Source organism: Streptomyces minutiscleroticus, from assembly GCF_014650875.1.
Lineage (GTDB): Bacteria > Actinomycetota > Actinomycetes > Streptomycetales > Streptomycetaceae > Streptomyces > Streptomyces minutiscleroticus.
Genome location: NZ_BMVU01000001.1, coordinates 721,503 through 735,671, shown reverse-complemented (window position 1 = coordinate 735,671; position 14,169 = coordinate 721,503). Strand labels below are relative to the sequence as shown.

The 14,169-nt window shown below is 74.8% G+C and carries 14 protein-coding genes; 9 read left to right on the top strand and 5 right to left on the bottom strand.

Going from position 1 to position 14,169, the window contains the following annotated elements; all coding sequences use genetic code 11:
- Nucleotides 1-7: 7 nt before the first annotated feature.
- A complete protein-coding gene (locus IE271_RS02980; protein WP_190188507.1) occupies nucleotides 8-883 on the bottom strand; it encodes an MHYT domain-containing protein in 876 nt (291 codons plus the stop codon).
- A gap of 276 nt (nucleotides 884-1,159) precedes the next feature.
- On the opposite strand from IE271_RS02980, the gene IE271_RS02975 reads away from it, so the two are divergent.
- The 3 genes from IE271_RS02975 to fdhA all read left to right on the top strand — a co-directional run bounded on the left by IE271_RS02975 (nucleotide 1,160) and on the right by fdhA (nucleotide 4,183).
- Nucleotides 1,160-2,029: a glycerophosphodiester phosphodiesterase gene (locus IE271_RS02975; RefSeq protein WP_190188506.1), complete on the top strand. Its 870-nt coding sequence runs from the start codon at nucleotides 1,160-1,162 to the stop codon at nucleotides 2,027-2,029.
- Between the two features lie 138 nt (nucleotides 2,030-2,167).
- Nucleotides 2,168-2,731, top strand: coding sequence for a methylated-DNA--[protein]-cysteine S-methyltransferase (locus tag IE271_RS02970; protein ID WP_190188505.1), 564 nt, complete (start codon nucleotides 2,168-2,170; stop codon nucleotides 2,729-2,731).
- A gap of 225 nt (nucleotides 2,732-2,956) precedes the next feature.
- Nucleotides 2,957-4,183 (top strand): formaldehyde dehydrogenase, glutathione-independent, encoded by a 1,227-nt coding sequence (gene fdhA, locus IE271_RS02965; protein ID WP_190188504.1) that lies wholly within the window; start codon nucleotides 2,957-2,959, stop codon nucleotides 4,181-4,183.
- Between the two features lie 186 nt (nucleotides 4,184-4,369).
- Here fdhA and IE271_RS02960 read toward each other — a convergent pair whose 3' ends face one another.
- On the bottom strand, nucleotides 4,370-4,798 hold the full coding sequence (locus IE271_RS02960; RefSeq protein ID WP_190188503.1) for a VOC family protein: 429 nt from the start codon (nucleotides 4,796-4,798) through the stop codon (nucleotides 4,370-4,372).
- Between the two features lie 102 nt (nucleotides 4,799-4,900).
- Between IE271_RS02960 and IE271_RS02955 the strand changes: the two genes are divergently transcribed.
- The 3 genes from IE271_RS02955 (at nucleotide 4,901) to corA (ending at nucleotide 8,256) form a co-directional block, all read left to right on the top strand.
- A complete protein-coding gene (locus IE271_RS02955) occupies nucleotides 4,901-5,806 on the top strand; it encodes a pseudouridine-5'-phosphate glycosidase (protein ID WP_229919089.1) in 906 nt (301 codons plus the stop codon).
- Nucleotides 5,803-6,768, top strand: a complete 966-nt coding sequence (locus tag IE271_RS02950) for a carbohydrate kinase family protein (RefSeq protein ID WP_190188501.1) — start codon at nucleotides 5,803-5,805, stop codon at nucleotides 6,766-6,768. Before IE271_RS02955 ends, IE271_RS02950 begins: the two co-directional genes overlap by 4 nt.
- Nucleotides 6,769-7,128: 360 nt before the next feature.
- Nucleotides 7,129-8,256, top strand: a complete 1,128-nt coding sequence (gene corA, locus IE271_RS02945) for a magnesium/cobalt transporter CorA (RefSeq protein ID WP_190188500.1) — start codon at nucleotides 7,129-7,131, stop codon at nucleotides 8,254-8,256.
- Between the two features lie 187 nt (nucleotides 8,257-8,443).
- On the opposite strand, the gene IE271_RS02940 is transcribed toward corA, so the two are convergent.
- Nucleotides 8,444-8,872, bottom strand: coding sequence for a CBS domain-containing protein (locus IE271_RS02940; protein ID WP_190188499.1), 429 nt, complete (start codon nucleotides 8,870-8,872; stop codon nucleotides 8,444-8,446).
- Between the two features lie 162 nt (nucleotides 8,873-9,034).
- Nucleotides 9,035-9,685 (bottom strand): nucleoside/nucleotide kinase family protein, encoded by a 651-nt coding sequence (locus IE271_RS02935; protein WP_190188498.1) that lies wholly within the window; start codon nucleotides 9,683-9,685, stop codon nucleotides 9,035-9,037.
- 175 nt (nucleotides 9,686-9,860) lie between these two features.
- Here IE271_RS02935 and IE271_RS02930 point away from each other — a divergent pair, with 175 nt between their 5' ends.
- From IE271_RS02930 to IE271_RS02920, 3 genes are all read left to right on the top strand, one after another.
- Complete coding sequence (locus IE271_RS02930) at nucleotides 9,861-10,568, top strand: DUF2293 domain-containing protein (RefSeq protein WP_229919088.1); 708 nt, start codon at nucleotides 9,861-9,863, stop codon at nucleotides 10,566-10,568.
- 365 nt (nucleotides 10,569-10,933) lie between these two features.
- Nucleotides 10,934-11,413: an anthrone oxygenase family protein gene (locus IE271_RS02925; protein WP_190188497.1), complete on the top strand. Its 480-nt coding sequence runs from the start codon at nucleotides 10,934-10,936 to the stop codon at nucleotides 11,411-11,413.
- 211 nt (nucleotides 11,414-11,624) lie between these two features.
- Nucleotides 11,625-13,112 (top strand): glutamate synthase subunit beta, encoded by a 1,488-nt coding sequence (locus IE271_RS02920; RefSeq protein WP_190188496.1) that lies wholly within the window; start codon nucleotides 11,625-11,627, stop codon nucleotides 13,110-13,112.
- Between the two features lie 141 nt (nucleotides 13,113-13,253).
- Here IE271_RS02920 and IE271_RS02915 read toward each other — a convergent pair whose 3' ends face one another.
- A complete protein-coding gene (locus IE271_RS02915; RefSeq protein ID WP_190188495.1) occupies nucleotides 13,254-14,066 on the bottom strand; it encodes an SAM-dependent methyltransferase in 813 nt (270 codons plus the stop codon).
- Between the last annotated feature and the right edge of the window lie 103 nt (nucleotides 14,067-14,169).

Below are 14,169 nucleotides of genomic sequence, written 5' to 3'. Positions count from 1 at the left end.
GCTCCGGTCACCAGTTCTGCGGGCTGCGGGAGCCGGGGTGCCGGGCGGTGCCGCGGCGGCGCAGCCGACGGGCCGGGGTGCGGCGCGCGGTGTGCGCGACGGCCGTGTGGGCGGGGATGCCGGGCCTGCGGTCGACGGGGGCGCGGTCGGCCCCGCCCGTGACGACGGCCGGGTCGAAGATCACCACGACGCCGGCCAGGACCAGGAAGACGAGGGGGCCGACCATCATGGGCGCCAGCAGGGCCGCGGCCGACTCCCCGGCCGGGTCGCCCGCGGCGCGGTGCAGGTGGACGTCGAGCGCGGCCATGCCGGTGTAGTGCATGCCCGTGACGGCCAGCCCCATGACGAGGCTGGCGCCGATGCTCCACAGGAGGCCCTTGGACTGCCCGGTCGCCCACAGGGCTGCGGTCGCGGCGACGACGGCGATGACGACCGACGCGGCGACGGTCAGGGTGTTGTACTCCAGCGTCCCGTTGAGACGCATACCGGCCATTCCCAGATAGTGCATCGACGCGATCCCCAGGCCGGTGACCGCACCGGCCGTGAACAGGGCCCTTCCCGACGCGCCCCAGTAGCCGGCGATGAAGATGCCGATGCCGACCATGCCGATGCCGACGGCCAGGCTCGCGAAGGTGATCAGCTCGTCGTAGTGGACCGGGGTCTGCACGACGCTGAACCCCATCATCGCGACGAAGTGCATCGTCCACACGCCGGAGCCGATCGCCGCCGAGCCGAGCGCCAGCCAGCCAGCCCGCCGGCGCCCTGCGGCCTGGAGGGACCGTGCGGTGCAGCGCAGGCCGAGCGCCCCGCCCAGGCAGGCCATGACGTACGCGACCAGCGGCGTGACGAGTCCATAGCTGAATCCGTCGACGGTGCCCTGCATGCGCGGCCGCCCTCCCGCTTGTCGCGTCCCTGAACCCTCTTGTGCCCTCTCGCCCCTGGATCACCGGAGGGCACCCGGGGTGAGGCAGACAGTACGACCCGCCGGGGAACGCACGAACGAGTTTTCGGCAAAGAATCACGCGCTTGCCTCACTTGTGAGGCACCAGTGTGCGTGTTTGGTCAAGTCCATGCAATTACGGCCACCCGACGCCCTCGAAACATGACATTCCGCTGCCACCCTGGAACGGTCCGTGATCGTTCGACGCGAGGAGTACGTATGAACGCGCGCGCTGCCGCCGCCACGGTCACCGCCTTCCTGGGGGCCGTGACCCTCGTCCTCGGTTCCTCGCCCGCACAGGCGGCGACCGGGTCCGGGACGCTGATCGTCGCGCACCGCGGGGCCTCCGCCTACGCACCGGAGAACACCCTGGCCGCCGTCGACAAGGCGGCCGAACTCGGCTTCCGCTGGGTGGAGAACGACGTCCAGCGCACCAGGGACGGCGAGCTGGTCGTCATCCACGACGACAACCTGAAGCGCACGACCGACGCGGAGGAGCTCTACCCGGACCGGGCCCCGTGGAAGGTGAAGGACTTCACCGCGGCGGAGATCGCGCGCCTGGACGCCGGCAGCTGGTTCGGCGCGCAGTACGCGGGCGCGCGCGTGCCGACCCTGAGGCAGTACATGGACCGCGTCTCCCGCAACCACCAGAAGCTCGTCCTGGAACTCAAGAATCCACAGCTCTACCCCGGTATCGAACAGGAGACCCTGAAGCTGCTCGCCAACAAGGGGTGGCTGGGACCCGCCCACGCGCGCGGGCTGGTGGTCCAGAGCTTCAGCGCGGACAGCGTCCGGACGGTCCACGAGCTGAAGCCGTCCGTCAGGACGGCCCTCCTGGGCACCCCTCCGGTCGCCGACCTGGCCTCGTACGCGGACTTCGTCGACCAGGTCAACGCCTCGCACACGACCATCTCGACCGGGTACGTCGCCGCGATCCACGCGTTCGACGGGCCGCACGACGAACCGCTGGAGATCCTCACCTGGACGGTGAACGACGCCGACAGCGCGCGGCGGGTCGCCGGCTACGGGGTGGACGGCATCATCTCGAACGCGCCCGACGTGGTCCGGGGGGCGCTGGAGGGGAAGTGACGCGCTTGCCGCGTCCGGAGCGCGTGTGCTCACCGGAAGGCCGTGCCCCGGAAGGCGCCCGCCGTCCCGGCGAGCGTGCCCGCCGCTCGCGCGAGGGCGCGGACGGTGGTGTCGGTGCCGGGCCGTACGGTGGCCTCCATGGACAGCACGGGACGCAGTGAGCAGGCCGTGCGGCGGGCCGCGTGGACCGTCGTCGGCACCGACGTCGGCCCGCTGCTGCTGGCCGCGACCCGCGAGGGGCTGGTGAACGTCGTCTTCCACGCCGCGGACGCGGTGCGCGACGCGGCGCTGGAGCGGCTCGGCTCCCGGCTGGGCGCCGAGCCGGTGGCGGAGCCCGGTTCCGAGCCGCTGGCCGAGGCGGTGCGCCAGGTCGAGGCGTACTTCGCCGGCCGGCTGCGGGAGTTCGCGCTGCCGCTGGACTGGTCGCTGGTGTCCGGGTTCAACCGGCAGGTGCTGCGCGAGCTGGCGGCCGGCGTGCCGTACGGCGCGGTCGTGGGCTACGGCGACCTGGCCCGGCGGGTCGGCCGGCCGGGTGCGGCCCAGGCGGTGGGCCTCGCCATGGGCGCCAATCCGCTGCCTGTGGTGGTGCCCTGCCACCGGGTCGTGGAGAGCGACGGGGGGATCGGCGGCTTCGGCGGCGGACTGGCGGCCAAGCGCAGGCTGCTCGCCCTGGAAGGAGTGCTGCCCGAGCCGCTGTTCTGAGGCGGCCGTCCCGGTTCTGAGGCGGCCGTCCCGCCGCGGGAGCGGGCGCCCCGGGAAGCAGCTGTTCCGCCGGAGCCGTGACCGGCCGGGCGTGTCGCGTTCCGTCCCGGGACGCGACACGGACACGACGCGAGGGGTGGCCGTACCGGGATCCCGGTAGCAGACTCCGCCCCGCACAGCCGCTGGCATCCGCACGTCACGGAGCCGAAGGGACGGCGATCACGCATGAGCGGAAACAGGGCAGTCGTGTATCTCAAGCCGGGAGTGGTCGAGGTCAGGACCATCGACTACCCCGCACTCGAACTACGGGACGGCCCGGGGGTGGCGCCCGGGAACGCCGGCCGCAAGTGCCGGCACGGGGTCGTCCTGAAGGTGCTCGCCAGCAACATCTGCGGCAGCGACCAGCACATGGTCCGCGGCCGCACCACCGCGCCCGAGGGGCTGGTCCTCGGGCACGAGATCACCGGGGAAGTCGTCGAGCGGGGCCCGGACGTCGAGTTCATCGAGGTCGGGGACGTCGTCTCGGTGCCCTTCAACATCGCGTGCGGGCGGTGCCGCAACTGCAAGGAGCGCCGGACCGGCATCTGCCTGAACGTCAACCCGGTGCGCCCCGGAGGCGCCTACGGCTACGTGGACATGGGCGGCTGGGTCGGCGGCCAGGCCGAGTACGTCATGGCCCCCTACGCGGACTTCAACCTGCTGCGGTTCCCGGACCGCGAGGAGGCGCGCGAGAAGCTGCTCGACCTGGCCATGCTGTCGGACATCTTCCCGACCGGCTTCCACGGCGCCCGGACCGCGGGCGTCGGCCCCGGGTCGACCGTCTACGTCGCCGGGGCCGGACCGGTGGGCCTCGCGACCGCCGCGGCGGCGCAGCTCCTCGGGGCGGCCGTCGTCATCGTCGGCGACCTCAACGCCGACCGGCTGGCGCAGGCCCGCGGCTTCGGCTGCGAGACGGTCGACGTCGGACAGGGGCCCGTCGAGGACCAGATCGCACAGATCCTCGGCACGCCGGAGGTGGACGCGGCCGTCGACGCCGTCGGCTTCGAGGCACGCGGCCACGGACCCGACGCGGCCGAGGAGCCCGCGACGGTCCTGAACTCGCTGATGGGCATCACGCGCGCGGGCGGTGCCCTCGGCATCCCCGGCCTGTACGTCACCGAGGACCCGGGAAGCTCCGACCAGGACGCGCGCACCGGCACGCTCAAGGTGCGCCTCGGCCTCGGCTGGGCGAAGAGCCACCGCTTCACCACGGGGCAGTGCCCCGTGATGCGGTACCACCGGGAGCTGATGGAGGCGATCCTGCACGAGCGGGTGCACATCGCGAAGGCCGTCGGCGCCACGGTGATCGGTCTGGAGGACGCGCCCCGCGGCTACGCCGAGTTCGACCGGGGCGCGAGCCGCAAGTACGTCCTGGACCCGCACGGGTCCCTCGAGGGGGTGCGGCCGGTCTGAGCGCGCCCGGTGCGGAACGGGTCGGTCCGGTCCGGGCCGGGCCGACCCGTTCCGGACCGCGCCCGTACGCGAAAACGAGGTGCCCCGCGCGCGTGGGGCACCCCTCGGGGCTCCGCGGCGGTTCTCGGTCCCCTGTGCGGCGCGCCGCCCCGCTCGGCGCGCCGGCCCCGGCCGTCGTGCCGGGCCTCAGTCGTAGTGCCGGGCCTCGAAGACGTTGCCGTCCGGGTCGCGGAAGTAGAAGCTGCGCCGCGCCCTCCCACGGGCCCCGAACGCGTCGTAGGAGACGTCGGAGACGGGCACCCCCTGCTCCTGCAGCCTGGCCCTGAGCCGGTCGAAGCGCACCGCAGGGAGGGCCAGGCAGACGTGGTTGACCGGGTGACCCGCGCTCCCGGCGCCCTCCGGGACGACGTCCATGCCCGGCGCCAGCTCCAGGGGCGCCAGGTCGAGGATGGTCTCCTCGTTGAGGCGTACGGAGGGGAAGGACGCCTTGCCCTCGGTGAACTCGGTGACGCGCAGCGGCTCCAGGCCGAGGTTCTCCTCGTAGAAGCGGGCGGCGGCCCCGGGGTCGCGCACCCAGAGGACGACGTGGTCGAGACGTGCGGAGTTGGCCGTCATGCCCTTCAGGCTGCTGGCCGGTCCGGGGGGCCGCAAGGGTTTGACCGGGCGCGCCGCCCGCCAGGGATGGAAGGGGAGGACCGGCGGACGGGAGGCGGACGCGTGCTGGTGATGTCCGAAGAGGTGCGGGAGGCGCTCGCCGCGCGGCGGCCGGTGGTCGCCCTGGAGTCCACGATCATCGCGCACGGCCTGCCGCGCCCGCGCAACCTCCAGGTGGCCCTGGAGCTGGAGGAGTCCGTACGCCGGGAGGGTGCCGTCCCCGCGACGATCGCCGTACTGGACGGCAGGCCCCGGGTGGGCCTCTCCGAGAAGCAGCTGGAGCGGGTGGCGAACGAGGACGGCATCCGCAAGCTGGGCCACCGCGACCTGCCGCTCGCCGTCGCGACGGGCGCGAGCGGGGCCACGACGGTCTCGGCGACGGCCCTGCTCGCCGCGCGCGCGGGACTGCGGGTGTTCGCCACCGGCGGGCTGGGCGGGGTGCACCGCGAGTGGACGGTCACCCAGGACGAGTCGGCCGACCTGGGGCTGCTGGCTCGCACCCGGATCACGGTGGTGTGCGCGGGCGTGAAGTCGATCCTGGACGTGCCGGCGACCCTGCAGCGCCTGGAGACCCTGGGCGTCCCGGTCGCCGGCTACCGCACGGCGCGCTTCCCCGGCTTCTACCTGTCCGACTCGGGGCACCCCGTGGACTGGACGCTGGACTCCCCCGGCGAGGTGGCGGCCGTCATGCGCGCGCAGGACGCGCTCGGCGGCCCGGAGTCGGCGCTGATCGTCGCGCAGCCCGTGCCCGAGGCGGAACAGCTCGATCCCGGGCTGCACGCGCGCGTGCTCGCCGACGCGCTCCGGGCGTGCGAGGCGCAGGGCGTCACCGGGCAGGCGGTCACCCCGTTCCTGCTCGACCGCCTGGTCCGGCACACCGACGGGGCGTCGCTGCGGGCCAACCTGGCGGCCGTACGGGGCAACGTCCGGCTCGCCGGGCGGATCGCGGCGGCCCGGGCCGGGGCGTGACCACGCCGGGCGGCGCCCTTCTCGTGGTCGGTGACGTGGTCACCGACGTCGTCGCCCGGCACCGGGGTCCGCTCGCCTCGGGCACCGACACGGCCGCCGCCGTGCGGACCCTGCCCGGCGGCGCGGGCGCCAACGTCGCCTGCTGGGCGGCCGCCTGGGGCTGTGCCGACGTACGGATCCTGGGGCGGGTGGGGGCCGACGCGGCCGCGTGGCACGAGCGGGAGCTGGTGGCGTCGGGGGTGCGCCCGTTTCTCGTCGTCGACCCGGAGGCGCCGACGGGGACGGTCGTCTGCCTGGTCGACGAGGCCGCGTCCGCCGAGCGGACGTTCCTCACGGACAGCGGCGCCTGTCTGCGGATCGGCCCGGAGGACTGGTCGGAGTCGCTGCTGGGCGGCGTGGCCCGGCTGCACCTGTCCGGGTACCTGTTCTTCTCGGCGACGGGACGCGGTCTGGTGGCGGCGGCCCTGGGGTCGGCCCGCGCGCGCGGGGTGCCGGTCAGCGTGGACCCGGCGTCGGTGGGTTTCCTGACCCGGCTGGGCGCGGAGCGGTTCCTCGAACTGGCCTCCGGTGTCGACGTGCTGCTGCCGAGCCGGGACGAGGCGTGCCTGCTCACCGGCCTGCCCGACGCGGCGGACGCGGCCGCCGAGCTGAGCCGCCGCGTCCCCCTGGTGGTGGTCAAGCAGGGCGGCGACGGGGCGCTGGTGGCCGAGTCGGGTGCCGTGCGGGCGCGGGTCCCGGCGGTGCCCGCGACGCCCCGGGACACGACGGGCGCGGGTGACGCCTTCACGGGGGCGTTCCTGGCCGCCCTGCTCGCGGGCCGCACGCCCGTGCGGGCGGCCGCCGAGGGCTGCCGGGCGGGAGCACGGGCGGTGGAGAGGACCGGCGGACGCCCCGGGCGATCGGGACGGCCCGGACAGCCGGGACTCCCCGGACCACCGGGGCGGCCGGGCGAGGAGCGCTGAGCGGTGGCCGCGACGGCGGCGGGACGGGAACGCCGGACCGGACCGGGGGGATCGGACCGCGCCAGGCCGAACCGGGCGGAGCTGGACCGGCCTGGGTCGAGCTGAGCCGGCCACGGTCGGGCCGGCCGAGCCGGACCGGATCGGACCGGACCGGGTCAGGCGGGCCGGACCGGGTCAGGCGGGTCGGACCGAACCGGACCGGATCTGCCGGCGCTCCGGTCCCCCACGTGTGCGCGAACACGTGCGCACGAAGCGGAATGTTCCGTTTCCACAGGCTTTCCCGGCCGCCGCTCCGTCCTGGCAGACTGGCGCGGCAAGGCGCAGAGCGCGGTGCGAGTGGATCCACGCGAGGAGATCCAGATGTCCATGGCAGGAAATCTCCGGAAGGTCACGAGGCTCGGCGGGGTCGGCGGCCTGCGCAGAGTGGCGCGGCTGGCACGGCGCCGCGCCCGCGTGGACCTCAGCCACCCCGCCCGGTCCCCGCTGGGCTCCGCGGTGGTGAACTGCGTGACCTACCGCGACGGCGTGCGGGTGCCCGGCGACGGCGACCTGGTCGAGGCCGTGAAGCGGATCCGCAAGAGCGACGACGGCTTCGTCTGGCTCGGGCTGCACGAGCCGACGGAGGCGGAGTTCGCGGACGTCGCCGAACTCTTCGACCTGCACCCGCTGGCGGTCGAGGACGCGGTGCACGCGCACCAGCGCCCGAAGCTGGAGCGGTACGACGAGACGCTGTTCGCGGTGTTCAAGACCGTCTGCTACGTGGAGCACCAGGAACTCACCGCGACGAGCGAGGTGGTGGACACCGGCGAGATCATGCTGTTCGTCGGCGCCGACTTCGTGATCACCGTGCGGCACGGCCGGCACGGCTCGCTCGGCCCGCTGCGCGAGGAGCTCGAGGCGAATCCGGAGCAGCTCGCCAAGGGGCCCGCGGCCGTGCTGCACGCCGTCGCGGACCACGTGGTGGACGAGTACCTGTCCGTGACGGACGCGGTGCAGGCGGACATCGACCAGGTCGAGAGCGACGTGTTCGCGGAGAGCGGCGCGCGGGTCGACCCGGGCCGCATCTACCAGCTCAAGCGCGAACTGCTGGAGCTGAAGCGGGCGGTGGCCCCGCTCGGCCGCCCGCTGACCGAGCTGGCCACCCGCCCCGTCCGGGTGGTCACCCCGGAGATACAGGCGTACTTCCGGGACGTCCACGACCATCTGCTGCGCGCCACCGAGCAGATCGCGGCCTTCGACGAACTGCTGAACTCGATCCTGCAGGCACATCTGGCGCAGGTCGGCGTCGCGCAGAACGAGGACATGCGGAAGATCACGGCGTGGGCGGCGGTCATCGCCGTGCCGACGATGATCTGCGGGATGTACGGCATGAACTTCGAGCACATGCCGGAACTGCACTGGCGGTTCGGCTACCCCCTGGTCATCGGCGTGATCGTGACCCTTTGCCTGGGGCTGTACCGGGGCTTCAGACGCAACGGCTGGCTGTGACGCCCGCCGGGCGCGACGACCGGCGCGAGGTCCGTCGGCGCGACGGCCGGCTGCGGCCCCCGTCGGGCACGAAGCCCGGCTGCCGCGACGCCCTTCGGGTGCCACGGCCGACTGTGGCGTCCGAGACGTCCGTGGCACCCGTAGCGCCCGAGGCGCCCGGGGGAACGCCGGCGGGTGGCGTGCGGCGTCAGCGCGGGGCGCGCTTGGCGTAGACCCGCTCGACCCAGCCGGCGAGCTGTTCCTCCGTCAGGTGCCCCGCCAGGTCGGCCTCGCTGATCATGCCGACCAGGCGTTTGTTCTCGATGACGGGAAGGCGGCGGATCTGGTGACCCTCCATCATCTCGAGCACGTCGCTGACGTCGGCGTTCGCGTCGATCCAGCGCGGCGTCCCCTGGGCCATCTCGCCCGCGGTGGTCCGCGCCGGGTCATGGCCCCTGGCCACGCAGCCGACCACGATGTCGCGGTCCGTCAGGATGCCGCAGAGCCGTTCGTTCTCGTCGCTGATGGGCAGCGCGCCGACGTTGAGTTCGCGCATCAGCTGGGCGGCCCGGTCGAGGGTCTCGTGAGCGGGGATCCACTGCGCCCCGCGGTGCATGATGTCTCCGGCGGTGGTCATGGAGCACCTCCCGATGCCGGACGGCCGGCGCGGCGCGGGGACGCGCCGCAGGGTCCCGGCACCCCGCATTCTCGTCGCGCCCAGGGCGATGCGCACCAGGGAGTACCGGCCTTGTGGCGTCCGCCGCCCGGGACGGCCCCTGCGGCGGGCGGACCGCGTCCGCTACGCCGTGGCGCCGTTCCAGGCCGGGTGGCGGGGGTCGTCCGCGCGGACCAGGACGTCGGCCGTGCCGGCGGGGTCGGTCTCCTTCTCGTAGCGCTCGTAGGCGGGGAGCGTCCACTGCTCGTCCTCGGGGGTGCGGCGCAGCAGCGCGCCAGGGGAGAGGCGCACGTGGACGGAGAGGTCGAACGGGAACCAGTGGCGCAGCAGGAGCGGCCCGTGCAGCAACAGCAGTCCCCAGGGGGGCAGTCGGACGTACTCGCTGCGGGTCGCGCGGTCGGTGGCGGGATCCCACAGGTCGGGCAGGACCCGTCCGGTGCCGCCGGGGTCCAGGGGGCCGAAGACCTCGCGCCACAGGGCCCCGGTGTCGAACCAGCCGTCGTAGTACGCGTCCACGTCCCGGTGCCCGTACTCGAACCGGAGCGACGCCGGGCGCAGGAAGCCCTCCGCGCCGACGACCAGGGCGGACCGGCCGCGCACGCGCAGGGCCTCGGCCACGCGGCGGGCGAGGTCGCCCGGGCGGGCGGCCGGGGCGCCGTCGAACGCGACGCGCGGCCAGGCTCCGCCGTCGGCCGGCTCCAGGTCCGTCAGCCGGTCGGCGAGCAGGTCGCCGAGGCGTTCCCAGGTGATCGCTTCGAGTCGCACACGCCCCATGATGCCCTGGGGCCCGCCGGAGCCGGGGACGGCGGGGGCACGGCCGGGGACGACGGACGCAGGCCCGGGGCGAACGGGCACAGGACGGAGGCGGACAGGCACAGGACCGAGGCGGACAGGCACGGAGCCGCCGGCAGCGGGTGCGGGGCCCGGGGCGGCGGGGAATGAAGTGATCATGATGACCGCGGCGACTCCCCCGCCCCACGACGGACCCCCACCCCACGACGGGCCTCTCGTCGTCCAGCCGCTCAAGAGGCGGCACTGCGCCGAGTGCCGGTGCGGGCCGCTGCCGTTCCTGGTGATGGAGGAGGGGGCGCCGCGATGCCTCGACTGCGCGGACCTCGGGCACCTGGTGTTCCTGCCGCGCGGTGTGACGGCGCTGACGCGCCGGGCGCGTGCGGAGAGCGGGCTGTCGGCGGTGGTCGTCCGGTTCCACCGGCGCCGTGGCCGGTACGAGCGGCAGGGGGTGCTCGTCGAGGAGGCGGCCCTGGCCCGGGCCGAGGAGCGCTGCCTGGCGGACGCCGAGGCGCGGCGCCGCCGGCGGGAGCGGGACGCCCGGCGGCGCGCGGCCGAGGACGTGCGGTTCACGGCGGCGTTCGCGGCCGAGATCCGGCGGCTGTTCCCGGGCTGCCCGGCCACGCGGGCGGAGGCCGTCGCCGCGCACGCCTCGGTGCGCGGCAGCGGCCGCGTGGGACGCAGCGCCGCGGGGCGTGCCCTGTCCGAGGCGGCGGTGGCGTCGGCGGTGCGCGCGGCCGTGCGGCACGTGGACACGCCGTACGACCGGTTGCTGATGGAGGGGGTGCCACGGCACGAGGCCCGGCGGCGCGTCCGGGCCGCCGTCGACGCGACGCTGCGGGAGTGGCGGACGGCGAACGGGGCGTGACAACGGCGCGGACACGGACACGGGCGGGGACATGGGCGGGGACAGGAGCAGAGACGCGGGCGTGGGCAGGAGCACCGGTGCGGCGTGCGGCCGTACCCTCCGTACCCCCCGCCCCCACCGCACTCCCCGTATCCGCCGTACCGGGGCGACGCCGTGCCGCGCGGCGCCTCACCACGGCGTCCCGCCTGCACGGGGGCGGACCACATGTCACTTGTGAGAAGGGCGGGCAGCGTGCAGGATCTTCGAGGCCGCGGCCGTACGGGGCGGCGCGCACACGGCCGGACGGCCGAAGGACGGGCCGCCGGCGGAACGGCCGCACGCGGGTCCGCGGGCGGGACGGCCGGGCGGCGGAACGGGAAGTGGTGATGATCGACGGACCGTACTTCCTGCTGGCCGTGCTCGGGGTGCTGGGCACCGGGCTGGTGGCCGGGGTGTTCTGCGCGTTCTCGACGTTCGTGATGAGGGCGCTCGCGGCGCTGCCGCCCGCGCAGGGCGTCGCCGCGATGCAGGCGATCAACACGGCCGCGACCACCCCGGCCTTCCTGTCCCTGTTCCTCGGAACGGCGGTACTGTGCGCCGTGCTGACGGTCGTCACCTTCGTGCTGTGGCCGGACGGGGGGACGGTGAAGCTACTGCTCGGCAGCGCGCTGTACCTGTTCGGCTCCTTCGGAGTGACGGTGGTGGCGAACGTGCCGCGCAACGAGGCCCTGACGCGGCTGGAGCCCGGCTCCCCCGAGACGGCGGCCCACTGGCGCTCGTACGTCCGGGAGTGGACCACGTGGAACCACGTCCGCACGGCCGCGTCGGCCGGTGCGGCCCTGTCGTACCTCCTGGCACTCTGCTGACCGGCGCTCCACCGACCCATGCCCTGCCGACCGGCGCTCCACCGGCCCATGCCCTGCCGACCCGTGTCCTGCCGCCCGGCGTTGTGCTGACGGCGGGGCGGACGCGTCGTATCGTGTCCGGAAGGGTGCCGTCCACCCGCGCGCGGCGGCGGGCACCACGAGGCCGGGCACCCGTGGGCGGAGTCGCGAGTACAGGGCGAGGGGGACGGCCATGGCCGATCCCAGGGGCTTTCTCACCACGGGGCGCGAGGAGTGGCCGCGCCGGCCGGTCCGGGAGCGGGTGCGGGACTGGGACGAGGCGCCCGTGCCCGGGGCGCTGCTGCCGATCGTCCGCGGGCAGGCGGGCCGGTGCATGGACTGCGGTGTCCCGTTCTGCCACGCCGCCTGCCCGCTGGGCAATCTGATCCCCGACTTCAACTGCCTGGTCGCGCGGGACGACTGGCGCGCGGCGAGCGAACGGCTGCACGCGACGAACAACTTCCCGGAGTTCACCGGGCGGTTGTGCCCCGCGCCGTGCGAGGCGGCCTGCGTCCTCGCGATCGACCGGCCCGCCGTGACGATCAAGAACGTCGAGGCCGCCGTCGCCGACCGGGCGTGGGAGGAGGGCTTCGTGCCGCCGCGGCCGCCGGACCGGCTGTCCGGGCGCTCGGTCGCGGTGATCGGTTCGGGTCCGGCCGGGCTCGCCGCGGCGCAGCAGCTGACGCGCGCCGGGCACACGGTCGCCGTGTACGAGCGCGACGACCGGATCGGCGGGCTCCTGCGGTACGGCATCCCGGCCTTCAAGCTGGAGAAGCACCATCTCGACCGGCGTCTGGGGCAGATGCTGGCGGAGGGCACGGCGTTCCGTCCGTCCACGGCGGTCGGCCGGGACCTGGACGCGGCCCGGCTGCGCGCGCGGTTCGACGCCGTGGTCGTCGCGACCGGGGCGACGACCCGGCGCGAACTCGACGTACCGGGGCGGGAGCTGGACGGCATCCACCAGGCGATGGAGTACCTGCCGCTGGCGAACCGGGTGCGCGAGGGGGACCTGGAGACCTCGCCGCTCTCCGCCGCGGGCCGGCACGTCGTGATCGTCGGCGGCGGCGACACCGGCGCCGACTGCCTCGGCACGGCGGTGCGCGAGGGCGCGGCCTCCGTGACCCAGCTCGACATCCGCCCCCGCCCGGGCGCGGAGCGCGACGAGGACGCCGAGCCCTGGCCGACGTACCCGCAGGTCTACCGTGTGTCGGCGGCGCACGAGGAGGCGCGCGACCTGGGGAGGGCGCCCGCGGCCGACGTGGACGCGCGGCTGTTCGCGGCGTCCACGCTCCGCTTCGACGGCGACGCGCACGGCCGGGTGCGCGCGCTGCGCCTGGCCGAGGCCGACGCGGCGCGCCGCCCGCTCCGCGGAACCGGGCGCACGCTCCCCGCCGACCTCGTCCTGCTCGCCCTCGGCTTCTCGGGGCCCGATCCGCACGACGGCGTGATCGACGGCCTCGGCCTGCGCATGGACCCGCGCGGCACGATCGCCCGCGCGCCGGACTTCTCGACCGGCGTGCCCGGGGTGTACGCGGCGGGCGACGCCGCCCGGGGCGCGTCCCTCGTCGTGTGGGCGATCGCCGAGGGGCGCGCGGTGGCCGCCGCGGTGGACCACCACCTGACCGGGAGCACCCGTCTGCACACCCCGATCGGGCCGTACGACCGCCCGTTGACGGTGTGAGACCCCCGGCCGCCGCCCCGCCCCTCCGCTTCCCGATCCCCGGCTCCCGGCTCCCGGCTCCCGGCTCCCGGCTCCCGGCTCCCGGCTCCCGGCTCCCGGCTCCCGGCTCCCGGCTCCCGGCTCCCGGCTCCCGGCCAGGGTCTACGGCTTGCGTCCCACCGCCGCGTACCCGGGCACCGGTCCGCCCTCGACCTCGATGACCTCGCCGAGGCCGGGGTGCCAGTCCGGCACCAGCACCACACCGGGGTCGACGAGTTCGAGCCCGTCGAAGAAGCGGGCGACCTCGTCGCGGGTGCGCAGCGCCATGGTCAGCCCGCTGCGCCGGTACATCTCGGTCGCCGCGGAGGCCTTCTCCTCGTCGAACTCGCCCGAGGCGTGCGACACGACCAGGTAGCTGCCGGAGGGCAGGGCGGCGAGGAACCGGTCCACCAGTTCGTACGCGCCGTCCTCGTCCGGGACGAAGTGCAGCAGGGCGATGAGGGAGAGGCCGACGGGCCGGTCGAAGTCCAGGATCTCCCTGGCCTGTCCGAGGATCGCCTCCGGGTCGCGGACGTCCGCCTGGAGGTACTCGGTGCGGCCCTCGGGCGTGCTGCGCAGCAGGGCCGCCGCGTGCGCCAGCACGATGGGGTCGTTGTCGCAGTAGACGACGCGGGAGTCGGGCGCGGCCTGCTGGGCTATCTGGTGCAGGTTGGGTTCGGTCGGGATGCCGGTGCCGATGTCGAGGAACTGGCGCACGCCGTTGGCGGCCAGCCAGCGCGTGGCCCGGTGCATGAAGGCCCGGTTGGTCCTGGCCATGGCCGGCACCCGCCGGTCGAGGGCGAGGAGCCGCCGTCCCATCTCCTCGTCCACGGGGTAGTTGTCCTTGCCCCCTAAGAACCAGTCGTACATCCGCGCGGGATGCGGCTTGCCGGTGTCGATACGGATGGCGTCCTGCGTGGGCTCGTGCCCGGTCATGAGGAACTCCATGGGTCTGCGGAACAGGAAGGAATTACGGAGGAGGCGGGACCCGCGAGGCGCGGGAGACGCTCGGAGTACGAGAAGCGCTCGGAGTACGAGA

Excerpts from the sequence above, each read along its gene's own strand:
- IE271_RS02980 (WP_190188507.1), bottom strand. The coding sequence starts at position 883 with ATGCAGGGCACCGTCGACGGATTCAGCTATGGACTCGTCACGCCGCTG.
- IE271_RS02975 (WP_190188506.1), top strand. The coding sequence starts at position 1,160 with ATGAACGCGCGCGCTGCCGCCGCCACGGTCACCGCCTTCCTGGGGGCC.
- IE271_RS02970 (WP_190188505.1), top strand. The coding sequence starts at position 2,168 with ATGGACAGCACGGGACGCAGTGAGCAGGCCGTGCGGCGGGCCGCGTGG.
- fdhA (WP_190188504.1), top strand. The coding sequence starts at position 2,957 with ATGAGCGGAAACAGGGCAGTCGTGTATCTCAAGCCGGGAGTGGTCGAG.
- IE271_RS02960 (WP_190188503.1), bottom strand. The coding sequence starts at position 4,798 with ATGACGGCCAACTCCGCACGTCTCGACCACGTCGTCCTCTGGGTGCGC.
- corA (WP_190188500.1), top strand. The coding sequence starts at position 7,129 with ATGTCCATGGCAGGAAATCTCCGGAAGGTCACGAGGCTCGGCGGGGTC.
- IE271_RS02940 (WP_190188499.1), bottom strand. The coding sequence starts at position 8,872 with ATGACCACCGCCGGAGACATCATGCACCGCGGGGCGCAGTGGATCCCC.
- IE271_RS02935 (WP_190188498.1), bottom strand. The coding sequence starts at position 9,685 with ATGGGGCGTGTGCGACTCGAAGCGATCACCTGGGAACGCCTCGGCGAC.
- IE271_RS02930 (WP_229919088.1), top strand. The coding sequence starts at position 9,861 with ATGATGACCGCGGCGACTCCCCCGCCCCACGACGGACCCCCACCCCAC.
- IE271_RS02925 (WP_190188497.1), top strand. The coding sequence starts at position 10,934 with ATGATCGACGGACCGTACTTCCTGCTGGCCGTGCTCGGGGTGCTGGGC.
- IE271_RS02920 (WP_190188496.1), top strand. The coding sequence starts at position 11,625 with ATGGCCGATCCCAGGGGCTTTCTCACCACGGGGCGCGAGGAGTGGCCG.
- IE271_RS02915 (WP_190188495.1), bottom strand. The coding sequence starts at position 14,066 with ATGACCGGGCACGAGCCCACGCAGGACGCCATCCGTATCGACACCGGC.